Below are 24,713 nucleotides of genomic sequence, written 5' to 3' on the forward strand. Positions count from 1 at the left end.
GCGGCGCCCGGGTCGCCGCCGGCGCGGCCGAGCTGCGGCTGCGGCTCGCCGACGGGATCCGGCACGGCCTGGCCGACCGGTCCGCCGCCGGTCCGTGGGAGGAGGTGGCGGCGCGAATGGTCGACGCCCAGGCGCCGGGCCTCGCCGCCCGGGTCCGCGAGCTGGACGGCCTCCCGCAGGAGCGGCTCCTGGAGGAGTACGCGATGCTCCACCTGCTCGCCACCGCCGCCACCCGGCTCGACGAGCTGCCCACCGGGCTGGCGGCGACGGTGCGGACGAGGGTCGGCTACACCACCGACGCCGCCGAACTGCTCGCCGGGCCCACGGTCCGGGACCGCTGGCTCGTCCTCGGCAGCCGGACCGCGCCCATGGGCGAGGGCGGGGACGACCGGCTCACCACCCGCCGGCTCTGGCTGCGCGGCGCCAAGACCGGCCGCCCGGCCCTGCTGCTCGCCTTCGGCCGCCCCGGCCAGGCCCCCGACCTCGCCCTGCCCACCGGCCACGCGCTGGAGGCCGAGCTCGCCTTCCACCCCGGCGCCCGTCCGCTGCGCGCCGCCCTCGGCACCCGGTACGGCGCCCCCGCGCCCGGCCCGGCCGCCCCGCCGGACGGCCTGTCCGTCGCCGAGGCGGTGGCCGGCTACGGCACCGCCGTCGCCGACGACCCGTGGCTGGACGCCTGGCCCACCGTCCTCACAAGCGTCGTCCCCGTCCTCACCCCGGACGGCTGGCGCCTGACGGACGGCCACCACACCGTCCCCGTCCGCCCCGCGGCCGTCCCGGAGGCCGCCCTGTGGCGCCTGGCCGCCGTGTCCACCGGCCGCCCGCTCACCGTCTTCGGCGAGTACGGCCACCAGGGCTTCGCCCCGGTCACCGCCTGGCCCGGCGACGACCACCGCCCCATAGGCCTGACCACCGTCTAGGAGCAGAACATGACGACCGCCCAGGACCCGTGGGAGACCCTCCACACCACCGCCCTCCTCGGCACCGACCGCCGCCGGCTCCCCGACACCGCCCTGCCCCTCGGCGGGTCCGTGGACCGGGACGACCCGGCCACCGCCCTGCTGGAGCTCGCCGCGCTCGCGACCGTCCGGCGCCGCGCGGGCGCCCTGCCCGCCCCGGCCGCGGAGCCGCCGGACCCGCCCGCCCCGCAGGACGGCCGCCCCGAGCTGCCCCCTGCGGCGGCCCGGCGGCTCGCCGTCCTGCTCGCCGGCCGCACCACCGGCGGCACCGGCACCCTCGCCAACCTCACCGAGCTGCTGCCGCAGTGGCTCGCCGCCGCCCGCGAGCGGGGCCTGCGCCCGCCGGCCGCCCTGGTGCCCGCCCTGCTCGACGCCTCCCGAGCCCGCAGCGAACTGCGCCAGGACGGCGTCGCCCTGGCCGGTCCCCTCGGCCGCTGGCTGGCCGTGCGGAACCCGGACTGGCGCTACGTCCTGCGCACCACGCCGCCCGGCGCGCCGCCGGAGCCCGCGGACGACCGCCTGTGGCACGAGGGCCTGTTCGCCGAGCGCGTCACCCACCTCACGCTGCTGCGCCGCCGCGATCCGGCGGCCGGCCTCGCCCTGCTGCGGAGCACGTGGCCGACCGAGCGCGCCGAGGACCGGCTGCTCTTCCTGGACGCCCTCCAGGACGGCCTCTCCCCCGAGGACGAGCCGTTCCTGGAGGCCGCCCTCGGCGACCGCAGCAAGAACGTCCGGGCGACGGCCGCCGAGCTGCTCTCCACCCTCCCCGGCTCCGCGCTCGCCCGGCGGATGGCCGTCCGCGCCACCGCCGCCGTCCGCCTCGCCGATCCGGGCACACACCTGCTGGTCACCCCGCCCGCCGAGTGCGACGCGGCCATGGAGCGCGACGGCATACCCCCCAAGTCACCGACCGGGCGCGGCGAACGGGCCTGGTGGTTCGGCGAGGTGGTCGCGGCGGCGCCGCTCGCCACCTGGCCCGAGACGACGGGCCTGACACCGGACCAGCTGCTCGCCCTGCGGGTCGGCGACAGCATCGACGAGACCAGCAGCAGCTGGGCCGACGACCTCCGCGAGGCCTGGGCCCGCGCCGCCGTCCGCCAGCACGACCCCGACTGGGCCCGCGCGCTGCTCGGCCCGGCGCCCGTCCCGCCCGTCCGCGGCGCGGGCCGGGCGCGGGCGCCGCGGGCCACCGGCGCGCCCGCCAAGCTGCTGTCCGTCCTGCCGCCCGCCGAACGGGCCGCCTGGACGGCCGCGTTCATCGAGGTGCACGGCCTGGGCGAGGCCTTCCAGCTGCTCGGCGCGTGCACCACGCCGTGGACGCCGCCGCTGTCCACCGCGGTCGTCACCGCACTGTCCCGCGCCGCCGCCTCCGGGGCGTACCCGTGGAGCCACAGCGGCGTGCTCGGGATGACTGAGCGCGCGCTGGCCCCGGAGACGGCCGGCGCCGTCGAGGAGCTGGCCGCCGGCACCACACCGGACTCGGCGTGGGCCGAGACCTTCGCCCGCCTCGCCGGGACGCTCCGCTTCCGGGAGGCGATGCTCGCCGAGCTCGGGGCGTGAGCCCGGCCCGGCGCGTGAGCCCGGGTCCGGGGCCTGAGCCGAGCCCGGCCCCCGGCCCGAGTCGAGCCCCGGGCACGAGAAAGCGGGCCGGCCCCCGCCCGGGGACCGGCCCGCTCACCCGACGATGAGGGCGGAGATCAGCCCGCCGCGCGGAGGTTGGCCTCGACCCAGGCGACGACGTCCCGGGTCGGGGTGCCCGGGGTGAAGATGTCCGCGACGCCCATCGCCTTCAGCTCGGCGATGTCCTCGTCCGGGATGATCCCGCCGCAGAACACCTTGATGTCGGCCGCGTCGCGCTCCTTCAGCAGTTCCAGCACCCGCGCGCACAGCGTCATGTGGGCGCCCGAGAGGATCGACAGGCCGATGCCGTCCGCGTCCTCCTGGATCGCGGTGTCCACGACCTGCTCGGGCGTCTGGTGCAGCCCGGTGTAGATGACCTCCATGCCGGCGTCGCGCAGGGCGCGCGCGATGACCTTGGCGCCGCGGTCGTGACCGTCCAGCCCCGGCTTGGCCACCACCACACGGATCGGCCCTGACACACCCATGACTGCCTCCTGGACCTCGTCGTCCACCAACCCACCCGGCCTCGTGGGCCGTGGGCGCGTTAACGGTCAATAACCAACCTGAGGGGAGGTTAGCGCCACCCGGGCCGGTTGGCCGTGCCACCCCTCAAGAGGAGGGCAAAATCACAGGCCCACCCCTTCCTACCAGTGGGTATACCCACCTCCGGGCAATCGCACGGACCCCCGCGCGACCTCTTGACAAGCGGAGGTTTTTCGGGGGCACGGAACGTACGGATACAGTCACGCCTGTTTTCCCTCGCCCGACGACGTGACCGAGGCCCACCGAGGAGGCAGCCCCCGATGGCTCCCGACGCAGCCGCCCGTCCGACCCGTGCGGAGCTGCGCGTGGCCGCCCGGGAGCAGTCCCGCGCGCAGCGGCGCGGCGCCGCCAAGGCGGCCACCCGGGCCGCGCTGTTCCGGGTCGCGGTGCCGTCGGTGGCCGCGCTCGGGGTCGCCGCGGCCGCGGCGATCACGGTGGTGCAGGACGAGGCCGGCCGGGTGCCCCCGCAGGCGACGGCGGCCGACGCCCCCGACAGCACCGCCGCCACGGCCACCAAGGTCACCGCCCAGCAGGCCGTCGCGGCCGGCGGCGACCACTCCCAGGCCTCGCGCGGCGACGCCCGCCAGCCGCTGACCGGCGCCCAGCCGACGGACGCCCCGACCGCCCAGCCGACGCCGCCGCCCGCCCCGCAGCCGAAGGTCGTCATGCCGGTCGCCCAGCACGGCCTCGGCGAACTGTTCGGCGCGGCCGGCACCCACTGGGCCAACCGCCACACCGGCATCGACTTCCCGGTGGACGGCGGCTCCGAGGTCTACGCCGTCGCCGACGGCACGATCCGCACGCAGTGGAACCCGTTCTACGGCTACATGTCGATACTGAAGATGAACGACGGCACCGAGGCCTGGTTCTGCCACCTGCGCGGCTACAAGGTCCGCAAGGGCCCGGTGAAGCAGGGCGACCTCATCGCCTTCGTCGGCAGCAGCGGCAACAGCACCGGCCCGCACCTGCACTTCGAGATCCGGCCGCCGGGCAGCGGGCCGGTCGACCCGCTGCCGTGGTTCCTCTCGAACGGCCTGGACCCGCGCTAGCGGGCCGGGCCGGCTCGAAGGGCCCGGGCCTGCCAGCGCGGTGGCACTAGAGCTTCTCCACCGGCGCGTAGCGCAGGAGCAGCTGCTTGCGCCCCTCCGTGCCGAAGTCCACCGTGGCCTGGGCCCGGTCGCCGACACCCGTGACGGTGACCACCGTGCCCAGCCCGAAGGTGTCGTGGGTGACCCGGTCCCCGACCGCGAGCGAGACGGCCTCGCGCTCCACGACCTTGCCCGAGCGCCGCGCCGACTGCCCCCAGCCCGCCTTCGGCGAGGCCGAGGCCGACGAGCCCGCCCGCGAACCGCCGCCCCCGGAGGAGGACTTGCCCCACGAGGAGCCCGAGGAGAAGCCCCGCGCGGCCGGCGCCTGCGCCGCCCCCGTCCGCTTCCACTCCACCAGGTTCTCCGGGATCTCCTCCAGGAACCGCGAGGCCGGGTTGTACGCGGGCTGCCCCCACGCGCTGCGCAGCACCGAGCGGGTCAGGTAGAGCCGCTCGCGCGCCCGGGTCAGCCCGACGTACGCGAGGCGGCGCTCCTCCTCCAGCTCCTTGACCTGGTTGAGGGCCCGCATGTGCGGGAAGATGCCGTCCTCCATGCCGGTCAGGAAGACCACCGGGAACTCCAGGCCCTTGGCGGTGTGCAGGGTCATCATCGTGATGACGCCCCGGCCCTCCTCGTCCTCGTCCGGGCTTCCTCCTTCGGTCCCGTACTGCTTCGCATCCGGGATCTGGTCGGAGTCGGCGACCAGCGCGACCCGCTCCAGGAAGTCGGCCAGCGAGCCGACCGGCGGCGCGCCGTCCTCGCCGGCGTCCGGCCGCTCGCCCGGGTCCTGCTCGTACTCCAGGGCGACGGAGGCGAGTTCCTGCAGGTTCTCCACCCGGGTCTCGTCCTGCGGGTCGGTGGAGGACTGGAGCTCGGCCAGGTAGCCGGTCTCCTCCAGGACGGCCTCCAGCACCGCCGCCGGGCCCGCGCCCGACTCGACGACCTGGCGCAGCCCGGCCATCAGGGTGTTGAACTTCTTGACCGCGTTGGCCGAGCGCGCGGCCATCCCGTACGCCTCGTCGACCCGCAGCAGCGCCTGGGGGAAGGAGATCCGCTCCCGCGAGGAGAGCGCGTCGATCATCGCCTCGGCCCGCTCGCCGATGCCGCGCTTGGGCACGTTGAGGATCCGGCGCAGCGGCACGGTGTCCTCGGGGTTGGAGAGCACCCGCAGGTACGCGAGGACGTCCCGGACCTCCTTGCGCTCGTAGAAGCGCACCCCGCCGACGACCTTGTACGGCAGGCCGACCCGGATGAACACCTCCTCGAACACGCGGGACTGGGCGTTGGTGCGGTAGAAGATCGCGACGTCGCCGGGCTTGGCCTCGCCCTTGTCGGTGAGCCGGTCGATCTCGTCGGCGATGAACTGGGCCTCGCCGTGCTCGTCGTCGGCGACGTAGCCGACGACCTTCTCGCCGTGGTCGCCGGCCGTCCAGAGCTTCTTCTCGCGCCGGTTGGCGTTGCGCTCGATGACGGCGTTGGCGGCGCTCAGGATCGTCTGCGTGGAGCGGTAGTTCTGCTCCAGCAGGATCGTCGTCGCGTTCGGGTAGTCCTCCTCGAACTGGAGGATGTTGCGGATGGTCGCGCCGCGGAAGGCGTAGATCGACTGGTCCGCGTCACCGACGACGCACAGCTCGGCGGGCGGCACCTCGGCGAGGTGCGCGGCGGCCGGGTTCACGAACTCCCCGTCCACGGTGCGCTTCGGCGCGGCGGCGACGGAGCCGCCGCTCAGCTCCCGGACCAGCATGTACTGGGCGTGGTTGGTGTCCTGGTACTCGTCGACCAGGATGTGCCGGAAGCGCCGGCGGTAGTGCTCGGCGACGTCGGGGAAGGCCTGGAGCAGGTTCACCGTCGTCATGATGATGTCGTCGAAGTCGAGCGCGTTGGCCTCGCGCAGCCGCCGCTGGTAGAGCGCGTACGCCTCGGCGAGCTTCTTCTCCATCGGGTTGGCGGCCTGGTCGGCGAAGGTCTCCTCGTCGATCAGCTCGTTCTTGAGGTTGCTGACCTTCGCCGTGAAGGACTTCGGCGGGAACTGCTTGGGGTCCAGGTCGAGGTCGCGGCAGACCAGCGACATCAGCCGCTGGGAGTCGGCCGAGTCGTAGATCGAGAAGCTGGACGTGAAGCCCAGCACCTTGGACTCGCGGCGCAGGATCCGCACGCACGCGCTGTGGAAGGTGGAGACCCACATGGCCCGGGCGCGCGGGCCGACCAGCTGCTCGACGCGCTCGCGCATCTCGCCGGCGGCCTTGTTGGTGAAGGTGATCGCCAGGATCTCGCCCGGCTGCACGCCGCGGGCGCCGAGCAGGTGGGCGATGCGGTGGGTGAGCACCCGGGTCTTGCCGGAGCCGGCGCCGGCCACGATGAGCAGCGGCGAGCCGGCGTGCAGGACGGCCTCGCGCTGGGGGTCGTTCATGCCCTCCAGCAGCTGGGCCGGGTCGACCACCGTCCGGGCGGCGCCGTTGCGGTACCAGGCGTCGCGCTCGGCCGCGGCGGCGTGGTCCGTGTGGAAGAGCCCCTCCGGGATCGCCTCCTCGTACGCGTCGTACGGGACGTCGTCCTCGAACGGCGGGGGCTCCTCGTCGAGGGGAGTGGCGGCGGGCTGCTTCGACCCGGCGGCGGGGGCCTCGAAACCGGGGAGCGGGAGGTCGTCAAAGAGGCTACTCATGGCACTCCGAGTCTATGGCCCCGCACCGACAAGCCCGCCCGGCCCGGGCAGACCCATCGGTGCGGGGCCGGGGGCGGACGGGCTCGTGCGGACGGTGCTCAGACCAGGCGGCGCGCGGTGGCCCAGCGGGTGAGCTCGTGCCGGTTGCTCAGCTGGAGCTTGCGCAGGACGGCGGAGACGTGGCTCTCGACCGTCTTCACCGAGATGAACAGCTGCTTGGCGATCTCCTTGTACGCGTACCCGCGCGCGATCAGCCGCAGCACCTCGCGCTCGCGCTGGGTGAGGCGGTCGAGGTCCTCGTCGACCGGCGGGGTGTCGGTGGCCGCGAACGCGTCCAGGACGAAGCCCGCGAGCCGGGGCGAGAACACCGCGTCGCCGTCGGCGATCCGGAAGATCGCGTTGACCAGGTCGTTCCCCGTGATCGTCTTGGTGACGTAGCCGCGCGCACCGCCGCGGATGACGCCGATGACGTCCTCGGCCGCGTCCGACACCGACAGCGCGAGGAACTTCACCGACTGCTCGCCGGTCATCACCCCCGCCGAGCGCCGCAGCACCTCGACGCCGCCGCCACCGGGCAGGTGGACGTCGAGCAGCACGACGTCCGGCCGGGTCTCGGCGACGACGCGGACCGCCGACTCGACGTCGTCCGCCTCCCCGACCACGTCGATGCCGGTCTCCGCGGTGCGCCCGATCTCGGCCCTGACCCCGGTCCGGAACATCCGGTGGTCGTCCACCAGCACGACCCGAGCGGTGCGCTCCGGCGCTGCCTCAGTCATTCGTTCTCTCCATCTCCAGCTCGACCTCGGTGCCGCCGTCCGGCGCGGGCCGCACCCGGGCGGTGCCGCCGTTGCGCTTCATCCGGCCGATGATCGACTCCCGTACGCCCATCCGGTCCTCGGGCACCGTGTCGGGGTCGAAGCCGGGGCCGTGATCGCGCACGAACACCGACACCGTCCTCCCCTCGACCTCCGCGTACACCTGGACCGGTCCCCCGCCACCGTACTTGGCCGCGTTGACGGTCGCCTCCCTCGCGGCCTGCATCTGTGCCGCGATCTTCTCGTCCATCGGGCAGTCGCCGACGATCACGAGCTCGACCGGGACGCCGTGCCGGTCCTCGACCTCGGCGACGACCGAGCGCAGGGTCTCCGCCATCGTCTCCGGCGCGGCCTCGGCGGCGGCCTCCGGGCGGTACAGCCACAGCCGCAGCTCGCGCTCCTGCGAGCGGGCCAGCCGCAGCACCTCCTTGGGGTCCTCGGCCCGGCGCTGGATCAGGGTCAGGGTGTGCAGCACCGAGTCGTGGATGTGCGCCGCGATCTCGGCGCGCTCCTGGGCGCGGATGCGGGCGGTCCGCTCGGCCCCGAGGTCCTGCCAGAGCCGCAGTCCGTACGGGCCGAGCAGCACGAGCACGCCGGCGAGCACCGCGATCGAGGCCTCGATGACCGAGCCGAGCGTCGAGTCGCTGGTCTGCATCGCGAGCAGGGCGATCGTGCCGGCCACCGCGAGCAGGACGCCCGCGCCGACCCGGGTGTAGGCGCCGCGCCGCTTCTCCCCCTCCTCCAGGCCGAACCAGCGCTGCCAGCGCGAGTCGTCGGCCTGCCGCCACACCAGCGCGACGCCGACGCCGATCGCCAGCAGCGGCCAGGTGTACGGCTTGGCGGTCTGCCAGCCGAGGACGTTGAGCAGCGCGATCACGCCGATGACGACCATGACCAGCGCGGCGAGCTGGCCGAGGCCGCCCTTGGCCGGGCGGGCGGAGGCCTCGCCCTCGGTGGCGGCGGCGGTCTGCACGACCGGCTCGCCCTGCAGGGCGTGCTGAAGCAGTTCGCGCAGCCGGCCGACCCAGCCGGTGCCGGCCCCCGGTTTGGTCAGCGGAGCGCTCGGCCCCTGCCACTGCGCGGCGGGCACGAACGTGCCGTTGACGTACACCCAGTGCGCGCCGCGCCGCGAGGGCTCGCCGATGCCGATCGGCACCACGAACCAGAACGCCGCGTACAGCAGCCCGCCGATCCCCTGCGCGAAGAACAGCAGCACGAACGCCAGCCGGACCCACCGCACCGGCAGCCCGAGGTGCACCGCGAGGCCGTGCGCGACGCCGCCGAGCATCCGCCCGTGCGGGCTGCGGTAGAGCCGGCGGTAGGGCGGACGGCCGCCGTCGGACGCGTTCGGGTCGCCGCCCGACGGCGGCGGGGCGTCGGGGGCGAGGGGACGGGGATCGGTACCGGGTGCTGCCACGCCACCGATGGTTCCACGCGGGCGCCCGCGGGCGCATCAGGGTGGGTCCCTACCGCTTATCAGGGACAAGTCAGGGTGCGGACAGGGCTGGTACCGGTTGGGCCCGGCGGCCCGGCCCGGGAGGATGGTGCCCATGACCGAGGACCACCGCATCCAGGACGCCGGGCCCGCCGCCCCGCCGGAACCCGACCGCCCGCCGCTGACCCGGGCCGAGCACCACCGCGTGGTGGCCGGCGTCTGCGGCGGCCTCGGGCGCCACCTGGACATCGACCCGGTGGTCTTCCGCGTCGTCACCGTCGTGCTCTGCCTCTCCGGCGGGCTCGGCCTGTTCCTGTACGGCCTGGCCTGGCTGGTCGTCCCGACCGAGGGCTCGCCGGACGGCCGGGGCGCCGGCCGCGGCGGGCGCACCGAGCTCCAGCGGGTGCTCACCGGCCGGGTGGACGGCCAGTCGGTCGGCGCGGTGCTCCTGACCGTCATCGGCACCGGGGTGTTCTTCTCCTCGATGGGCGACGGCGACCAGATGCTCCCGCTGCTGCTGCTCGCCGGGCTGGTCTTCCTGGCGGTGCGCTACGACCCGGAGCGCCGCAAGGCCCGGGCCCGCGGACGCCGCCGCGGCGGCCCGTACGACCGCTACTTCCCCGAGGCCGAGGCACCCGGCTCCCCGTACATCTGGCCCCGGCAGGACGTGCCGCAGGACGAGTCGGCCCGCGCCCGGCACGCCGCCATGGGGGTCCCCCCGGCCGAAGGCTGGGGGAGCGCCGCCGGCACCGTCCCCGCGGACACCCCCGCCCCCGGCCCCACCGGCTACCTGTGGGACCCGCGCCACCCGGAGCGGAACCCGTACGGCACCACGGCCACGCCGCCCAGGAGCGGCGCGCCGAAGACCGGCGCCACGCCCCCGTACGGCACCCCGGTGCCCCCGCCCGGCACGCCGTCCCAGCCGTGGTGGCAGCGCACCGACCTACCGGAGGGGGACCCGCTGCGCAAGGCGGGCCCCGCGGCGCCGCCGAAGCCGACCGTGGTCCGTCACCCGAAGGAACGCTCGGCGCTCGGCTTCTTCGGATTCCTGCTGGCGATCGGCGCGGGCGCCGCGGTCTGGTCCGCCGCCGTCGGCCACAACAGCATCACCGTGGTGAGCTCGACCGTCCTGGCCACCGCCCTGCTGGTGGTCGGTCTGACCCTGCTGGTCGGCGCGAAGTTCGGCCGGGCCCGCAAGCTGGCCGCGATCGGCCTGCTGCTCACCCTGGGCCTGGCCTTCGTCGGCCGCTCGCCGAACTCGCTGCAGAACGCCTTCGGCGACCGCACCTGGACGGTCGCCTCGGCGTCCCAGCTCAAGGAGAAGTACGGCCTCGGGGCCGGCCAGGCCCGGCTCGACCTGAGCGCGCTCGACCCGGCCGGGGCCGAGCTCTCCAGCCGGGTGGAGATGGGCGCGGGCGACCTGACGGTCGTGGTGCCCTCCGACGTCACCGTCAACGTGGTCACCCAGATGGCGCTCGGCAGCATCAGCGTCCCCGGCAGCGACGGGAACGACAGCACCGGCCGCCACACCTACGAGATCCACCCCGGCACCGACCGGCCGTCCAAGGGCACGCTCGACCTCATGCTGGAGGTCGGACTCGGCAACATCAAGGTGGTCCAGAAGTGAGGAAGCACCGGATCGACCTGTTCTCGCTGATCGCGGGCGCGCTGTTCACCGTGATCGCGGTGGTCTACCTGGTCGCGGCGGTCAACGACCAGTCGGTGAACGGACGGATCGTCATCCCCGTCACCTTCATCGTGCTCGGCGCCGGCGGCCTGGCCGGCGCGGTCGCGGCGGTGGCCCGCCGCGGCCGGTCCGACGACGGGGACTAGCCACTGCCCGGCGGCTCAGCTCTGCTGCGGGCCGAGGTTCAGCTTTTCGCCGCTCTTCGTGACGGTGTACTTCGCGAGCGGCTTGGTGGCCGGACCGTTGACCACCGCGCCGGTGGCCGCGTCGAACCGCGAGCCGTGGCACGGGCAGTACAGCTGGCCGTTCTTGGGGGCGTCCACCGCGCAGCCGGAGTGCGTGCAGACCGACGAGAGGCCGCAGTACTGGCCCGCCTTGGGCTGGACGATGTAGACGGCGTCGCCCGTCGCCGGGTCCTTGACCTGGGCCGAGCCGCCGACCGGCACGCTCGCGGCGGCCACCGAGGGGGCCGGCCCGGGGGGCGCGGAAGGGGTCGCGACCGGGGCGGCGGACTGCTTCGGCGCCGCCGCCTTGTCCCGCCCGAAGGTCCGGGTGAGCGAGCCGGTCAGCAGCCCGGCGCCGCCGATCGCGACGGCGGCGATCCCGCCGTCCATCAGGGCCCGGCGCCGCACGTGCTCCTCGCCCAGCCCGCGCTCGCGGTCCCGCCCGGCGCGCCGGGCGAGGTAGCCGTCCACCGAGAGCTCCGGGGTGCCGGCCAGCAGGAGCGGCGTCCAGGCCAGCAGGTAGACCAGGTCGTTGCCGAGGTAGTACGGCGAGACGTTCCAGCTGACGGTCAGCCACAGGCTCAGGCTGATCGCCGCGCCGCCGAGCGCCGCCACCCGGCCCCACAGGCCGAGCAGCGTGCCGAGGCCGACGGCCAGCTCGCCGAAGGCCACGAGGAGCGCGAACAGGGTCGGCGCGTCCAGCGCGGGGCCGAGCAGGAAGGAGACGGGGCTGGCGGCCCGGACGGCCTGCGTCTGCGAGACGAACGACGCCGGATCGCCGGCCCCGGCCAGGTAGTGCGCGTCGGACAGCTTGTCGAGGGCCGCGTAGACGAAGGTGACGCCGAGGAAGAGCCGCAGCGGCAGCATCGCGAACCGGGTCGCGAACGCCCGCCGCTGGGCCGCCCGGTCCGCCCGTCCGGCCGCGCCCCCGCCGACCGCCACGGAGTTGCCAGCCTCCGACATGCCTCACACCTTCCCTCGCGGCCTGCCGCTCCTGACAGGTCCGGTCCGCATTCTGCCCGCTCGTGAACGCTTTCGGTGGGAGGTCCACCTCACGCGGACCCCCCGGAACCGCCGACGGCCGCGCCGTCGCCCCCTCTCAAGGGAACGACGGCGCGGCCGTTCAGGCTCCGGTCCGGCGTCGGACACCCGGGCCGGCGGGAGTGCCTACTCCCACTCGATGGTGCCCGGCGGCTTGCTGGTGACGTCCACGACGACGCGGTTCACGTCGCGGACCTCGTTGGTGATGCGGGTCGAGATGCGGGCCAGCACGTCGTACGGCAGGCGCGACCAGTCCGCGGTCATGGCGTCCTCGGAGGACACCGGACGCAGCACGATCGGGTGACCGTAGGTGCGGCCGTCGCCCTGCACGCCCACGCTGCGCACGTCGGCGAGCAGCACGACCGGGCACTGCCAGATCTCGCGGTCCAGGCCGGCCGCGGTCAGCTCCTCGCGGGCGATGGCGTCGGCCTCGCGCAGCAGGTCCAGGCGCTCCTCGGTGACCTCGCCGACGATGCGGATGCCGAGGCCCGGGCCCGGGAACGGCTGGCGCTGGACGATCTCCTCCGGCAGGCCCAGCTCCTGGCCGACCATCCGGACCTCGTCCTTGAACAGCTTGCGCAGCGGCTCGACCAGCTGGAACTGGAGGTCCTCGGGCAGGCCGCCGACGTTGTGGTGGGACTTGATGTTGGCGGTGCCGGTGCCGCCGCCGGACTCCACGACGTCCGGGTACAGGGTGCCCTGGACCAGGAAGTCGACCGACTCGCCCTGCTCGCCGGCCTCGGCGATGATCTCGGCCTGGGCCTGCTCGAAGACCCGGATGAACTCGCGGCCGATGATCTTGCGCTTCTCCTCGGGGTCGGTGACCCCCTTCAGCGCGTCCAGGAAGCGCTCGGCCGCGTCGACGACCTTCAGCTGCACCCCGGTGGCCGCGACGAAGTCCTTCTCGACCTGCTCGGTCTCGCCCTTGCGCATCAGGCCGTGGTCGACGTAGACGCAGGTCAGCTGGTCGCCGATGGCCTTGTTGACCAGGGCCGCGGCGACCGCGGAGTCCACGCCGCCGGACAGGCCGCAGATCGCCCGCTTGGTGCCGACCTGCGCGCGGATCAGCGCGACCTGCTCCTCGACGACGTTGCCCGTCGTCCAGGTCGGGGCGAGGCCGGCGCCGCGGTAGAGGAAGTGCTCCAGGATCTGCTGGCCGTGGTCGGAGTGCAGCACCTCGGGGTGGTACTGGACGCCGTAGAGCCGGGCCTCGTCGTTCTCGAAGGCCGCGACCGGCACCACGTCGGTGGAGGCGGTGACGGTGAAGCCCTCGGGCGCCGCGGAGCAGGCGTCGCCGTGCGACATCCACACCGAGTGCTTCGCCGGGACGCCCTCGAACAGGGTGGAGCCGGAGCGGCTGACGGTCAGCGGGGTGCGGCCGTACTCGCGGGCGCCGCTGTTGTCGACGGTGCCACCGAGCGTCTTGGCCATCAGCTGGAAGCCGTAGCACATGCCGAACACCGGGACGCCGGCCTCGAAGATCGCACGGTCGAGCTGCGGCGCGCCCTCCTCGTAGACCGAGGACGGGCCGCCGGACAGGATGATCGCCTTCGGGTTCTTGGCGAGCATCTCGGCGACCGGCATGGAGCTCGGCACGATCTCGCTGTAGACCCGGGCCTCACGCACCCGGCGGGCGATGAGCTGGGCGTACTGGGCACCGAAGTCGACGACCAGCACGGTGTCGGTCTCAGGTACGGACTGGACGGGAATTGCAGCGGACACAGACGGCCTTCCGGCAGCGGTATCGAGGGTGTCGCTCGGCACGCGTCCCGGGCAGGGGCCACGACGGCGACGGGTGGGGGTGTCTGAGCCCGATTCTACCGGGCTGCCCGGTTTCACTCGTCTGCACATCCAAGCAGCCGTGACCGGACGGGCCGGCGGTTCGTTGCTTCACACGACGTGCGACCGCGCCGCGCCCGCCAGACGCGCCGCCTCCGCCCCGGGCGCGGGGCGCCGCCGCGCGTCACGTAGGACCACGCGTGGAGCTCCATTCCAGTCCACCGGCGCACGTGGCGCCGCCGTCGTTCCGGCCAGACCGGGCGCGGCGCGCCGTGGGACCGTGCGCGGGTGCCGCGGCCGGCCAGCAGGGGACAGCGACCCCGGCCGCGACTGGACCGCGAGGTGGGGCGGCCGGCCCCGGGGACGCCCGGGGCCGGCCGCTGCACCCCGGCACGACCCCCGGGCGCGCGCCCGGGGGCGCACACCACTCACCGTTGCGCGCCGCTACGCGCGTCCCCGTGCGCCGCAATCGACCGAACCACTACGCACCGTGATCATCACCGCGGCGAAGCGGAGCTCGTCGTCACAAAATGGACCGGGCCGAAGTGTGCCGAACCGGTTGCAGACCGAGCCCTCCGTCCAGCACGATGCTCCGTGGAAGCGGTTCTCCCGGCGGCCTACGGCCCACTGTGGAGTCCGGGACCGCTGCCGCCGCGACCTGGGGCGGCAACGGTCGCCACCTCACGCTCCGTGATCGAGTGTCCGGCGCAGGACTGCGCGCCGACCCGACGCACCGCGAGCGTGCGCGCCCCCCGCGCCGCCGGCCACCCACGCCGGAGCCGCACCGGGCGCGGCCCCGAAGCCAACCGAATGACGGCGCTCCTCCCCCGGCGCCGTCACCTCCAGCACCGGCGCAGCCCTGACGCCGCGTGCTGAGCGACAAAGGGCCCCGTTCCCCCGCGGGGCCCTTTGCCCTTTCCGGCGCCGGCCTTTCCGGCCCCGACCGGTCCCGCTCGACCTGCCGGGGCCCCGACCTGCCGGGATCCGCGCTACGGGTGGTCGCGCCAGACGCTCGGGTCGACCCTGCCTTCGCCGTCCCGGGGCCCCGCGAGCCGGTCGTCCGCCCCGCCCGTCGGCCCCGACGGCCCCTCGGACGAACCGATCACGTCGCTCACCCCCGCCTCCGGCCGGTACGGCTCGGGCTCCCCGGCGGCGTGCCCGTACCCGGGCCCGACGTGGTCGTACCCGTCCGGCGGACCCTGCGGCGGCACGGCGCCCGCGTACGGGACGGCGGCCGCGCCCCGCCCGCCCGTCGCGGCGGCCAGCAGCGGCGGCAGCGCCAGCGCGCCGATCGCCGCCCAGATCACGTTGGCCGCGAGCAGCGAACCGAAGACCAGGCTCACCGAGTAGCCGGCGGTGGCCGGGTCGGAGCGCGTCCCGCCGCTGCCGAAGCCCGTGGTCGCGGCGCCGGAGAACACCATGAGCAGGGTCAGCCCGACCGCGTACACCACCGCCAGCCGGATCCGGTCGGCCGCGTCGAGCCGACGGCGGTGGGCCGTCCAGGCCAGCAGGATCACCGAGGCGACGGCCAGCAGGCCGGCGAAGCGCCAGGCGCCGCTCTCGCCGTGCAGGTCGAAGAACGAGAACTCCTGGAAGCCCGGGTAGCCGCCCCGCCCGCCGCCCCAGTCCGGCCCCCGGGAGGCGGGCCCGCCCTCGGCGCGGAACGTCGCCCCCGAGCCGATGCCGATCAGCATCAGCCCGAGGTTGGGCAGGAAGGCCGACGACACCGCGGTCTGCCAGCCCTCGCTGTTGGCCGCGACCAGGACGAACGCCACCAGCGAGGCCGTGCCGACCAGCAGCGCGAGCACCTGGCCGGCTGCCAGCCCCGCCACCGCCCAGCCGCGGATCGTCCGGTTGCGCCAGGCCGCCCAGCGCAGCGCGTCGGTGCCGTACACGGCGAACGCGACCAGCCCGGCGAGCAGGGCGCTCCAGCCGACCGCCTGCGGCCAGCCGGCGTCCGCGGTGTAGGTGATCGCCGACGAGCGGCCGAACCCGGTGGGGTTGCCGGGCAGGTAGGGGCTCCAGTCCGCCCCGGCGAGCAGGCCGACGAGCAGCGTCACGCCGGCCGCGACCAGCGCGGTGCGCAGCGCCTCGCCGGCCGCCTGGCCGCGGGTCATCTGCTCGGCCGTGCGGGCCTGCCGACGGCGGGAGAGCGTCCGCAGGCCGAGCCAGAGGGCGAGCAGCCACAGCACGGTGACGGTCAGCGGGAGCACCCGCGCCGTGAAGCCGAAGTCGGTGTCGGTGCCCCGCCAGTGGATCGCGTAGGAGAGCTTGAACGGGGCGCCGAGCGCGCCGAGCGCCATCGCGAGGGCGGCGCCGTAGCGGTCGCCGAACCCGGGCATCTGGACCAGGGTGGCGGATTCGTTGTAGTCGCTCGGGATCGCCGCGACCAGCGCGGCGACCAGCAGGACGACGGTCGGTGCGAGGAGCGCGAGGAGCGCCGGGCGCCAGTCCATGGCGGTCAGCCCGCGCAGCGCGGGCGACTGCCCGGCAGCCGGGTCGTACGGCCGCCCGGCGCCCCAGGTGCCCGGCGCGGGCGCGTACCCGGGCGGCGCGGGCGCGTACCCGGGAGGCGGGGGCGGCGGCACCACGGGCGGGGCGGCCTGCGGGCTGCTCGGCGGACCGGCCGGCGGTGGGGGCGGTGGCGGTGGCGCGGACGGCCGTCCGCACGCGGCACAGGCCCGCGCCCCCTCCACCGAAGCCGCACCGCACGATGCGCAGATGGCCATGAACCGCGTTCCCCCCGCTCGACGAGTCCCTGGTCCCCCAGGACGCCCGTTTATCCCATCGGATCCGAACGGATGTCAACCGGCTTCCAGCCCCGGCGCGTTGGCCGCGCAGTCGAGCGTCAGCCGCGCTTCTTCGGCACCTCCGGGACGGCCAGCAGCGGCAGCCGCAGCGCCCCGAACGCGTCCTTCGGCACGGCCGGGCGCACCGGCGCGACGGCCGCGGTGCGGCGGTACTCCGCGCCCTGCTCCGGCCGCGGGTCGGCCTCGCCCTTGTTGGGCCACATCGACATCGCGCGCTCGGCCTGCGCGGTGATCGTCAGCGACGGGTTGACGCCGAGGTTGGCGGAGACCGCCGCGCCGTCCACGACGCTGATCCCCGGGTGACCGTAGAGCCGGTGGTACGGGTCGACCACGCCGGTCTCGGCGGTGTCGCCGATCGGGCAGCCGCCGAGGAAGTGGGCGGTCATCGGGATATCGAAGATCTCGCCCACGGTGCTGCCGGCGAAGCCGTTGATCTCCGCGGCAAGCGCCTGGGCGCCCTTCTCGGCGGCCGGGATCCAGGTCGGGTTGGGCGCGCCGTGGCCCTGGGCGGAGGTCAGCCGGGCCTTGCCGAGCAGGTCCTTCTTCAGCGAGACGGTGATCGAGTTGTCCAGCGACTGCATCACCAGGCCGATGATCGTCTTCTCCGACCAGCGGCGCTGGTTCATCGAGCGCGCGAAGGTCACCGGGTGACTCACCGAGTTGCCCAGGTAGCGCAGCCAGCGCGGGGCCCGACCACCGCCCGCGACCTGGGCGATCGACAGCGCGCCCATCGCGTTCGAGCCCTTGCCGTAGCGCACCGGCTCGATGTGGGTGTTCGCGTCCGGGTGGATCGAGGAGGTGATCGCGACGCCCTTGGTGAAGTCCGCGCGGCTGCCGTAGCGCCGGTCGGTGGTCTGCGCGCCCACCAGCGCCTCGGAGTTGGTCCGGGTCAGCTCGCCGAGCCGGGCCGAGAGCCGGGGCAGGTGGCCGTCCGCGCGCATCCGGTGCAGCAGCGACTGGGTGCCGTAGGTGCCGGCCGCGACCACGACCCGGGCGGCGGTGATGGTCCGCGCGCCCGCCTTGACCCGGTCCGTCTTCGAGCGCGAGTCGGTGCGGCGCACGTCCACCGCGTAGCCCTCGCCCTGCTCCCGGATCCGGGCCACCGTGGTCAGCGGGTGGATCTCCGCGCCGCCCTGCTCGGCCAGGTACAGGTAGTTCTCGGTGAGCATGTTCTTGGCGCCGTGCCGGCACCCGGTCATGCACTCGCCGCACTCCACGCAGGCCTTGCGGGCCGGGCCGGCGCCGCCGAAGTACGGGTCGGCGACCTCCTCGCCGGGCGCGGCCTTGGCCGTGCCGTCGGTGTCCTTGCCGTCCCCGAAGAAGACCCCGACCGGCGCCATGTGGAAGGTGTCCCCGACGCCCATCTTCTCGGCCGCCGCCTTGAGGTGGACGTCGGACGGCGTGACGGTCGGATTGAGCCGGACCCCGAGCATCCGCTGTGCCTGGTCGTAGAACGGCGCCAACTCCGCCTGCCAGTCGGTGATGTGGCGCCACTGACGGTCCTCGAAGAACGCCTTCGGCGGCACGTACAGGGTGTTGGCGTAGTTCAGCGAGCCGCCGCCGACCCCGGCGCCGGCCAGGATCAGCACGTTGGCCAGCAGGTGGATCCGCTGGATGCCGTACAGCCCCAGCTGCGGCGCCCACAGGTAGTTCGGCAGGTCCCAGGAGTTCCGGGGCAGTTCGTCGCGGTCGAAGCGCCGCCCGGCCTCCAGGACGGCCACCCGGTAGCCCTTCTCGGTCAGCCGCAGCGCGGCGACCGAACCGCCGAAGCCGGAGCCGACCACGACCACGTCGTAGTCGAACTCGCCCTGTTCCGGGGACCCCGCCATCTGCCACTGCTCCCTTAGCCGTCCGAATCCGCCCGCACCGCCCACCGGCCGGGCTCCGCCACTGCCCCGCCTACTTGAGGCGCAGCGCCTTCAGCACCCGCAGCCCGCCGGTGAACACCGCCGCGAACTGCCGGTCGTCGAGCCCGAGCGAGGGCGCGAGCGGGAGCAGCCGCTGGGTCGCGATGGTCTGGGCCTCGGTGAACCGCAGGATGCCCTCCGCGCCGTGCCGCCGGCCGAGCCCGGAGTCGCCCATCCCGCCCATCGGCGAGCCGACCGAGCCGTAGGCGGCGGCGTACGCCTCGTTGACGTTGACGGTGCCGGTGCGCAGCCGGGCCGCGACCGCCCGGCCGCGGCGCGGGTTCCGGGTCCAGACGCTGGAGTTGAGGCCGTACGGGGTGGCGTTGGCGGCGGCCACCGCCTCGTCGTCGGTGTCGAAGCGGTAGACGGAGACGACCGGGCCGAAGGTCTCCTCGCCGCAGACCGCCATCTCCGGCGTGACGCCGTCGAGGATGGTCGGCTCGTAGAAGAAGGGGCCGAGGTCGGGCCGGGCGCGGCCGCCGGCCAGCACGGTGGCGCCGGCCTTGACGGCCTCCTCGACGTGCCGGGTGGTGGTGTCCAGTTGGCGGGCCGAGACCAGCGAGCCCATGTCGGCGCCGTACGCGAGGCCGCCGCCCAGGCGCAGGGCCCGGGTGCGCTCGGCGAACTTCTCCAGGAAGGCGTCGGCGACCGAACGGTGGACCATGAGGCGCTCGATGGAGATGCAGAGCTGACCGGCGGAGGAGAAGCAGGCCCGCACGGCGCCGGCCGCGGCCCGGTCGAGGTCCGCGTCGGCGAGCACCAGCATGGCGTTCTTGCCGCCGAGTTCGAGCGAGGCGCCGATCAGCCGGGCGGCGGCGCGCTGGGCGACGTCGCGGCCGGTGCGGGTGGAGCCGGTGAAGGAGACGTAGTCCGCGTGCTCGACCACGGCCGGGCCGATCACCGGTCCGTCGCCGATCACGACCTGCCACAGGTCGGCCGGCAGCCCGGCCTCGACGAGCAGTTCGCGGGCCCACAGCGCGGTGAGCGCGGTCTGCGTGTCGGGCTTGTTGACGACGGCGTTGCCGGCCACGAAGGCGGGCAGGGCGTCGCCGACGGACAGCTCCAGCGGGTAGTTCCACGGCGAGACGTGGCCGATCACGCCCTTGGGGCGGCGGGCCTCGATCGCCTGGGTGAGCACCGGCAGCGCGCCGCCGTGCCGCTTGTCGCGCAGGTACCCGTGCGCGGCGCGCCCGTAGTGCCGGGCGGCCATGGCGACGGCGAGCACTTCCTCGAAGGCGTGCAGCCTGGCCTTGCCGGTCTCGGCCTGGATCAGGTCCAGGACCTCGTCCTGCCGCTTGAGCAGCAGGTCGTGGAAGCGCAGCAGGACGGCGGCGCGGCGGCGCACGGGCAGCGCGGCCCAGGCCGACTGGGCGCGGCGGGCCAGCTGGAAGGCGACCTCGACGTCGGCCGGGGTGGACTGCGGCAGGCTCGCCAGCCGCTCACCGGTCAGCGGGGCGACGGTCTCCACCACGCTGGGCTCGCCGGTCGCGGTGACGCCGCCGGCCAGCCGGGCGACCAGGGACGGCGGGACGGCCCCGGCGACGGTCCGGCCGCCGCCCGGAGCGGCCGGGTTGCCGCCCGCGGGGGCGGCGTCGGGACGTCCGGTGGCCACTGCATCTGCTGTGAGGTCCGACATACGGCGCAGCCTAGGCGCTCGGCGCCCGGCGCGGTACCCGTCGGTAACAACAATCTGCCGCACTCGGGCGAAAGCGGGCGCTCCGCCCGGACGGCGCCGTGGTCAGCGGGTGGGCGTGAAGCTGTTGAGCACCGTCGTGAAGCGCTGGAGGGCCTCGTTCCAGTCGTTGCCCTTCTCCGGGCTGGACGAGTAGATCGCGTAGGCGGTGCCGTCCTCGTCGATGAACTCGGTCTCGACCGCGCGGCGGCGGCCGCCCTCCTTGGCCGCGTAGCTGAACTCCCAGACGGCCGCCTCGTGGCCGTTCACCGCGGTGCTCGCCATCCGGTGCTGCTTGTAGTCCTTCTGCGCCTTGGAGACGCTGGCCTCCATCTCCCGCATGTGCTCCAGCGGCTTCACCGACTGCCCGACGGTGACGGCGAACTGCAGGTAGTGCACCTTGCCGTCGGGGCTGTAGAAGATCTGGTTGTTGTCGCTCCCGAGGATGCGCTGCCAGGCCGGGGACGCGGACGGCAGCACGAAGCGGAACCCGGCCGGGTCCTCCACCCACTGGTAGCCGGCGGGCACCGGCCCGCCGCTCGCCGATCCGGTCGGCACCGGCACGGCCGAGGTGGTCACGGCGGGCGTCGACGGGTCGTCGGCGGGGCCGGCGTCGGAGCCGACGACGTGCCGGGTGGCGAAGAAGGTGCCCGCGGCGGCGACCAGGCCGACGGCCACCGCGATGCCGACGACCTTCGCCAGGCTGCGGCGCCTGGCCGGTCCGCGCGCGGGCGCGATGGTGTGCGGCACCGGCGCGACGGGCCCGGTGGGCGCCCCCGCGGCGATCGGCGCGCCCGCCTGGGCGCCCACGGCGGGAACGTGCGCCGCGGCCACGGCGCCACCGGCCGGAGCGTGCGCCGCGGTGACGGCCGTCTCCGACGAGCGGGCTGCGGCCGGCTCCCCGGCGGTGTCCGGCTCGATGCCGGTGTCCGTACCGGCGTCACCGGCGTCGGCCGCGGCCCCGCCGGTCGTGTCGCTCCGGTCCACGACGGGCACCGACATCGTCGGCGTCCGGACCGGCGCGACCGCCTTCAGGCCGACCGTGTGCCCGGCCTGCACCTCGGCGAGCATCCGGGCCGCCTCGTCCGCGGTCGGCCGCTCGGCCGGGTCCTTGGCCATCAGCGCGGCCAGCACCGGCCCGAGCGGCCCGGCCCGGCGCGGCTCCGGCAGCGGATCGCCCACGACCGCGGCCAGCGTGGTGATCGGCGAGGTCCGGCGGAACGGCGACTGCCCCTCGACGGCCGCGTACAGCGTCGCGCCGAGGCCCCACAGGTCGGAGGCCGGCCCGGGCCGCTCGCCCTGGGCGCGCTCGGGCGCGAGGTAGTCCGGCGAGCCGACGAGGTCGCCCGGCCGGGTCAGCTCGGCGGAGCCCTCGAACTTCGCGATCCCGAAGTCCAGCAGGACGACCCGGCCGGTGCCGCGCTCCAGCAGCACGTTGGCCGGCTTGACGTCCCGGTGCAGCACGCCCAGCTGGTGCCCGCGGTGCAGCGCGGCCAGCACCTGGCTGCCGACCTCGGCGGCGGCGCGCGGCTGGAGGGTGCCGTCCTGGCTGATCACGTCGGCCAGCGAGCGGCCGTCGACCAGCTCCATGACGATCCACGGCCGGCCGTCCTGCTCCAGCACGTCGTGCACGGTGATGACGCCGGGGTGCTTGATCCGGGCCGCCGCGCTCGCCTCGCGCTTCATCCGGGCGTGCAGGATCTCCAGCTCGTCCTCGGGGAGGTGGTTGACGGTCAGTTCCTTGACCGCGACCTCACGGTCCAGCATCCGGTCCCAGGCCCGCCAGACCGTGCCCATGCCGCCGCGGCCGAGCCGATCGCCCAGCTCGTACCGCCCGGCCAGCAGCCGCTCCGTCTCGGCCGTCTCCGGCCGGTCCTGCACGCCCATCGGCGACCGCTCCCCCTCGCTTCGGCTGCCGTCAGTGCGACGGAGGGCCTGGTGCAGACCACTGTTCGAACAAATCCCACGCACACATTAGGCCCACCTCGCCGACCCGGGTAATCTCCCCGGTCCGCCGCGTCCGCGAACCGCGGCCGGGCCGGGCCGTCAGCCCGCGAACATCACCACGGCGACCACCCCCAGCACGAGCAGCAGGAAGACGCCTCCGACCAGCACCGGCCCCAGCAGGGCCGGGGGTATCCGGGGCGGCTTGCCCCCGTCCGTCCCCGCCCCGCGGCCGGCGGACGGCACGGCGGCGCCCCGGCCGCGCCCGCGCGCGGACTTCACCAGCGGACCGGCCGGCCGCAGCACGACCTCCCGGGCCGCCCGCTCGCCGTCGGCCGGCTCCGGCGCGCCCGCCAGCAGCACCGCCAGCTCCCGGCGGACCTCGTCGGCGGTCGGCCGCAGCGCCGGATCGGGCTGGAGCAGCCGCTCGACGAGCGGCGCCAGCGGACCGCAGGAGGCGGACGGCTCGCGCCGGCCGTCCCGGACCGCCGTCACCAGCTCCGGCACCCCGCCCTCGGGGTAGGGCGAACGCCCGGTCAGCAGCCGCTGCAGCAGCACCCCGAGCGCCCAGCAGTCCCCGGCCGGGCCGCCGTCCAGCGGCCAGCGCTCCGCCACCGGGCCGACCAGGGTGGCCCGCACCTCGTAGCGGCGGCGACCGCCGGGCCCGCCGAGGTCCTCGGCCAGCGCCTCCTCGGCCACCCCGGGCAACAGTCCGCCGAGCATCGCCGCGCCGTCCTCGCAGACCAGCACCGACTCGGCGGTCAGGTTGCCGTGGCTGAGCCCGGCCTCGTGCAGCGAGCGCAGCGCGCCCGCCAGGTCCGCCGCCAGCTCGGCCGCCCGGTAGGGCGGCAACGGCCCGGCGGCGACGAGTTCGGCCAACGGGACGCCGGCCGGCCGCTCCTCGACCGTCCACAGCAGCTCTCCGTCGACGAACGCCCCGACCCCGCGCAGCAGCCGCGGGTGCCAGGCCGGCGCCGTCGAGCCGACCGCTCCGACCCGCCGGACCAGCCGGTCGGCCTGCGGCGGCGTGCCGTCCTCCGGATCGTGGCCGCCGGTCAGCAGCGCGGGCAGCTCCAGGGCGCGCAGCAGCACCGACTCGCCGGTGCCCTCGTCCACCGCGGTCGCCCGCAGCGCCTCCGGACGGTCCGTCAGCCGGTAACGCCCCGCCAGCACCTGCCCAGGGCCCGCTCGCATGCCAGTTCCTCTCGCTCACCGAGCAGCCTACTGAGCGGCTCTCCCGGGCTCGGCCCCGTGGACCGGACCGATCTGATCGACACCGCGTTCCGGGTCGCCGGCAACGGCGGCCGGGCGACGCGGGCCGAGGCCGTGCGCACGGTCGAGGCGGCCGTGATCGACGGTGAGCGGCCCGTCGCCTCCACCCCGACCACTTCCGCGAGGGCGCGCTGGTCCCGACCACCTACCGGCTGCTCTTCCTGAAGGACGGGAAACCGCCGGTACCGGTTCCGCTTGCCGCCGTCACCGACCCGACCATGACGCGGACCGGGCTCGACGGCGACGCCCTGACGATCATCGCCCCGACCGGCTCCCACCGCTTCGAGGACGCGGCCGGGGCCGGGGAGTTCACCGAGCGGATCAGGACCGCCGCACGGGCCGCGCGGGCCACCCCGCAGGCGGCCGCCTCCCTGGCCAAGGCGCCGCCCGACCCCGCCCCCGAGGAGCTCCGCGCGGGCGGGCGACCGCTGGACCGGCTGGAGCGGTCGGCCGCCCCGCACCGCTCCGGGGCGCTCACCGACCAGGAGTTCGCCAGGGCCGAGGAGCGCCTGCCCGGCCGACCGGCCCGACGCCCGCCGGGTTACGGCGCGGGCTGGAAGCTGGCGAACGCCTCGTCCCTGGCCTGGGAGTTGGCCGGGGCCGCCCAGTCCGCGTCCGGCGTGGTCCAGTAGATCGCGTAGCCGTACTTGGCCGGGCTGCCGGTCACGAAGCCGCGGTTGAGCGAGTGCATCCTCGGCGTGCCGTTGGTCCACTCCCAGTCGGCCGCGTTGCTCCACTGCCGGTAGCCGACGGCCGCGAGGTTGACCCGCTGGTAGTTGGTCACCTGCGCGCGCAGGCCGGGCTCGGCCTCCTGCCAGTCCGCCAGCGCGCTCGGGTCGGGGCTGGTGGTCCACTCGATCCGCAGCGTGCTGCCGTTGCCCTGGAAGGTCCGGCGGGTGGCCTCCGAGCCGCTCTGCTGGAGCCAGTCCGGCAGCACGACCGAGAAGCCGGTCGGGTCCTTGTACAGGTGGTACCCGGCCGGCACCGCGGCGGCCGGGGGCGGGGTCGGAGTCGGGGTGGGCGTCGCCGCCGGGGCGGGTGCCTGGCCGCCCGCGGGGGTCGTCGCCGCGGTGGCCGGGGCCTGCGGCGGGGCCGCCTCGGTGCCGGCCGGCGCGGGCTCGGCCGCCGCCTTCTGCTCCGAGGCGGAGGTGGGCGCCCCGGCGCGCCTCGGCGTCGCCACAGTGCTGTCCTCAACCGGCCGGCTCTCGGCAGAGGCGAGATCCCTGCCGGCCGCCGAACAGCCGAAGGCCTTCGC

19 protein-coding genes are annotated in these 24,713 nt (G+C 75.2%); 7 read left to right on the plus strand and 12 right to left on the minus strand.

Going from position 1 to position 24,713, the window contains the following annotated elements; all coding sequences use genetic code 11:
• Both ACFVU9_RS41305 and ACFVU9_RS41310 read left to right on the plus strand, forming a co-directional pair.
• Positions 1–920 (plus strand): SWIM zinc finger family protein (locus tag ACFVU9_RS41305; RefSeq protein WP_387602578.1); only part of this gene is annotated, 920 nt, incomplete at its 5' end.
• Positions 921–929: 9 nt separating this feature from the next.
• Complete coding sequence (locus ACFVU9_RS41310) at positions 930–2,519, plus strand: DUF5691 domain-containing protein (RefSeq protein WP_380509183.1); 1,590 nt, start codon at positions 930–932, stop codon at positions 2,517–2,519.
• Positions 2,520–2,656: 137 nt separating this feature from the next.
• Here the strand turns inward: ACFVU9_RS41310 and ACFVU9_RS41315 are convergent, their stop codons facing one another.
• Positions 2,657–3,064 carry a cobalamin B12-binding domain-containing protein gene (locus tag ACFVU9_RS41315; RefSeq protein WP_153460947.1) on the minus strand — a complete coding sequence of 136 codons (408 nt, stop codon included), beginning with the start codon at positions 3,062–3,064 and terminating at the stop codon, positions 2,657–2,659.
• A gap of 318 nt (positions 3,065–3,382) precedes the next feature.
• Between ACFVU9_RS41315 and ACFVU9_RS41320 the strand changes: the two genes are divergently transcribed.
• The gene (locus ACFVU9_RS41320; RefSeq protein ID WP_387602581.1) at positions 3,383–4,171 is read left to right on the plus strand and encodes a M23 family metallopeptidase; all 789 of its coding nucleotides are present in this window, start codon (positions 3,383–3,385) and stop codon (positions 4,169–4,171) included.
• 46 nt (positions 4,172–4,217) lie between these two features.
• On the opposite strand, the gene pcrA is transcribed toward ACFVU9_RS41320, so the two are convergent.
• The 3 genes from pcrA to ACFVU9_RS41335 form a co-directional block, all read right to left on the minus strand.
• The gene (gene pcrA / locus ACFVU9_RS41325) at positions 4,218–6,872 is read right to left on the minus strand and encodes a DNA helicase PcrA (protein ID WP_380438971.1); all 2,655 of its coding nucleotides are present in this window, start codon (positions 6,870–6,872) and stop codon (positions 4,218–4,220) included.
• Between the two features lie 98 nt (positions 6,873–6,970).
• A complete protein-coding gene (locus ACFVU9_RS41330) occupies positions 6,971–7,648 on the minus strand; it encodes a response regulator transcription factor (RefSeq protein WP_329927624.1) in 678 nt (225 codons plus the stop codon).
• A complete protein-coding gene (locus ACFVU9_RS41335) occupies positions 7,641–9,104 on the minus strand; it encodes a PspC domain-containing protein (protein WP_380499233.1) in 1,464 nt (487 codons plus the stop codon). The genes ACFVU9_RS41330 and ACFVU9_RS41335 overlap by 8 nt, the downstream gene beginning before the upstream one ends.
• 133 nt (positions 9,105–9,237) lie before the next feature.
• Between ACFVU9_RS41335 and ACFVU9_RS41340 the strand changes: the two genes are divergently transcribed.
• A complete protein-coding gene (locus ACFVU9_RS41340) occupies positions 9,238–10,749 on the plus strand; it encodes a PspC domain-containing protein (RefSeq protein WP_387602585.1) in 1,512 nt (503 codons plus the stop codon).
• On the plus strand, positions 10,746–10,955 hold the full coding sequence (locus ACFVU9_RS41345; protein ID WP_380438963.1) for a hypothetical protein: 210 nt from the start codon (positions 10,746–10,748) through the stop codon (positions 10,953–10,955). Before ACFVU9_RS41340 ends, ACFVU9_RS41345 begins: the two co-directional genes overlap by 4 nt.
• A gap of 15 nt (positions 10,956–10,970) precedes the next feature.
• On the opposite strand, the gene ACFVU9_RS41350 is transcribed toward ACFVU9_RS41345, so the two are convergent.
• The 7 genes from ACFVU9_RS41350 to ACFVU9_RS41380 form a co-directional block, all read right to left on the minus strand.
• Entirely contained in the window at positions 10,971–11,996 is a 1,026-nt protein-coding gene (locus tag ACFVU9_RS41350; RefSeq protein WP_380438961.1) for a Rieske 2Fe-2S domain-containing protein, read from the minus strand.
• Positions 11,997–12,200: 204 nt separating this feature from the next.
• Positions 12,201–13,796: a glutamine-hydrolyzing GMP synthase gene (guaA, locus tag ACFVU9_RS41355; RefSeq protein ID WP_380438959.1), complete on the minus strand. Its 1,596-nt coding sequence runs from the start codon at positions 13,794–13,796 to the stop codon at positions 12,201–12,203.
• A gap of 1,046 nt (positions 13,797–14,842) precedes the next feature.
• Positions 14,843–16,444, minus strand: a complete 1,602-nt coding sequence (locus tag ACFVU9_RS41360) for a hypothetical protein (protein WP_387602589.1) — start codon at positions 16,442–16,444, stop codon at positions 14,843–14,845.
• Positions 16,445–16,701: 257 nt separating this feature from the next.
• Positions 16,702–18,492 carry a GMC oxidoreductase gene (locus ACFVU9_RS41365; RefSeq protein ID WP_380435976.1) on the minus strand — a complete coding sequence of 597 codons (1,791 nt, stop codon included), beginning with the start codon at positions 18,490–18,492 and terminating at the stop codon, positions 16,702–16,704.
• Between the two features lie 70 nt (positions 18,493–18,562).
• On the minus strand, positions 18,563–20,206 hold the full coding sequence (locus ACFVU9_RS41370) for a succinic semialdehyde dehydrogenase (protein WP_380435974.1): 1,644 nt from the start codon (positions 20,204–20,206) through the stop codon (positions 18,563–18,565).
• A gap of 102 nt (positions 20,207–20,308) precedes the next feature.
• On the minus strand, positions 20,309–22,129 hold the full coding sequence (locus ACFVU9_RS41375; RefSeq protein ID WP_387602592.1) for a serine/threonine-protein kinase: 1,821 nt from the start codon (positions 22,127–22,129) through the stop codon (positions 20,309–20,311).
• Positions 22,130–22,288: 159 nt separating this feature from the next.
• On the minus strand, positions 22,289–23,380 hold the full coding sequence (locus ACFVU9_RS41380) for a protein kinase (protein WP_387602594.1): 1,092 nt from the start codon (positions 23,378–23,380) through the stop codon (positions 22,289–22,291).
• Between the two features lie 57 nt (positions 23,381–23,437).
• Between ACFVU9_RS41380 and ACFVU9_RS41385 the strand changes: the two genes are divergently transcribed.
• Both ACFVU9_RS41385 and ACFVU9_RS41390 read left to right on the plus strand, forming a co-directional pair.
• Positions 23,438–23,623: a hypothetical protein gene (locus ACFVU9_RS41385; RefSeq protein ID WP_380499227.1), complete on the plus strand. Its 186-nt coding sequence runs from the start codon at positions 23,438–23,440 to the stop codon at positions 23,621–23,623.
• A 53-nt stretch (positions 23,624–23,676) separates the two neighbouring features.
• Entirely contained in the window at positions 23,677–24,090 is a 414-nt protein-coding gene (locus ACFVU9_RS41390) for a hypothetical protein (protein WP_387602597.1), read from the plus strand.
• On the opposite strand, the gene ACFVU9_RS41395 is transcribed toward ACFVU9_RS41390, so the two are convergent.
• A complete protein-coding gene (locus ACFVU9_RS41395) occupies positions 24,000–24,638 on the minus strand; it encodes a hypothetical protein (protein WP_387602600.1) in 639 nt (212 codons plus the stop codon). The two genes, ACFVU9_RS41390 and ACFVU9_RS41395, sit on opposite strands and share 91 nt — an antisense overlap.
• Positions 24,639–24,713 lie beyond the last annotated feature (75 nt).

The sequence above is a fragment of the Kitasatospora sp. NPDC057936 genome (assembly GCF_042887525.1).
Lineage (GTDB): Bacteria > Actinomycetota > Actinomycetes > Streptomycetales > Streptomycetaceae > Kitasatospora.

What these genes read in the sequence shown, in the direction of transcription:
- ACFVU9_RS41310 (WP_380509183.1), top strand. Translation starts at nt 930, where the DNA reads ATGACGACCGCCCAGGACCCGTGGGAGACCCTCCACACCACCGCCCTC.
- ACFVU9_RS41315 (WP_153460947.1), bottom strand. Translation starts at nt 3,064, where the DNA reads ATGGGTGTGTCAGGGCCGATCCGTGTGGTGGTGGCCAAGCCGGGGCTG.
- ACFVU9_RS41320 (WP_387602581.1), top strand. Translation starts at nt 3,383, where the DNA reads ATGGCTCCCGACGCAGCCGCCCGTCCGACCCGTGCGGAGCTGCGCGTG.
- pcrA (WP_380438971.1), bottom strand. Translation starts at nt 6,872, where the DNA reads ATGAGTAGCCTCTTTGACGACCTCCCGCTCCCCGGTTTCGAGGCCCCC.
- ACFVU9_RS41330 (WP_329927624.1), bottom strand. Translation starts at nt 7,648, where the DNA reads ATGACTGAGGCAGCGCCGGAGCGCACCGCTCGGGTCGTGCTGGTGGAC.
- ACFVU9_RS41340 (WP_387602585.1), top strand. Translation starts at nt 9,238, where the DNA reads ATGACCGAGGACCACCGCATCCAGGACGCCGGGCCCGCCGCCCCGCCG.
- ACFVU9_RS41350 (WP_380438961.1), bottom strand. Translation starts at nt 11,996, where the DNA reads ATGTCGGAGGCTGGCAACTCCGTGGCGGTCGGCGGGGGCGCGGCCGGA.
- ACFVU9_RS41365 (WP_380435976.1), bottom strand. Translation starts at nt 18,492, where the DNA reads ATGGCGGGGTCCCCGGAACAGGGCGAGTTCGACTACGACGTGGTCGTG.
- ACFVU9_RS41370 (WP_380435974.1), bottom strand. Translation starts at nt 20,206, where the DNA reads ATGTCGGACCTCACAGCAGATGCAGTGGCCACCGGACGTCCCGACGCC.
- ACFVU9_RS41375 (WP_387602592.1), bottom strand. Translation starts at nt 22,129, where the DNA reads ATGGGCGTGCAGGACCGGCCGGAGACGGCCGAGACGGAGCGGCTGCTG.
- ACFVU9_RS41380 (WP_387602594.1), bottom strand. Translation starts at nt 23,380, where the DNA reads ATGCGAGCGGGCCCTGGGCAGGTGCTGGCGGGGCGTTACCGGCTGACG.
- ACFVU9_RS41390 (WP_387602597.1), top strand. Translation starts at nt 23,677, where the DNA reads ATGACGCGGACCGGGCTCGACGGCGACGCCCTGACGATCATCGCCCCG.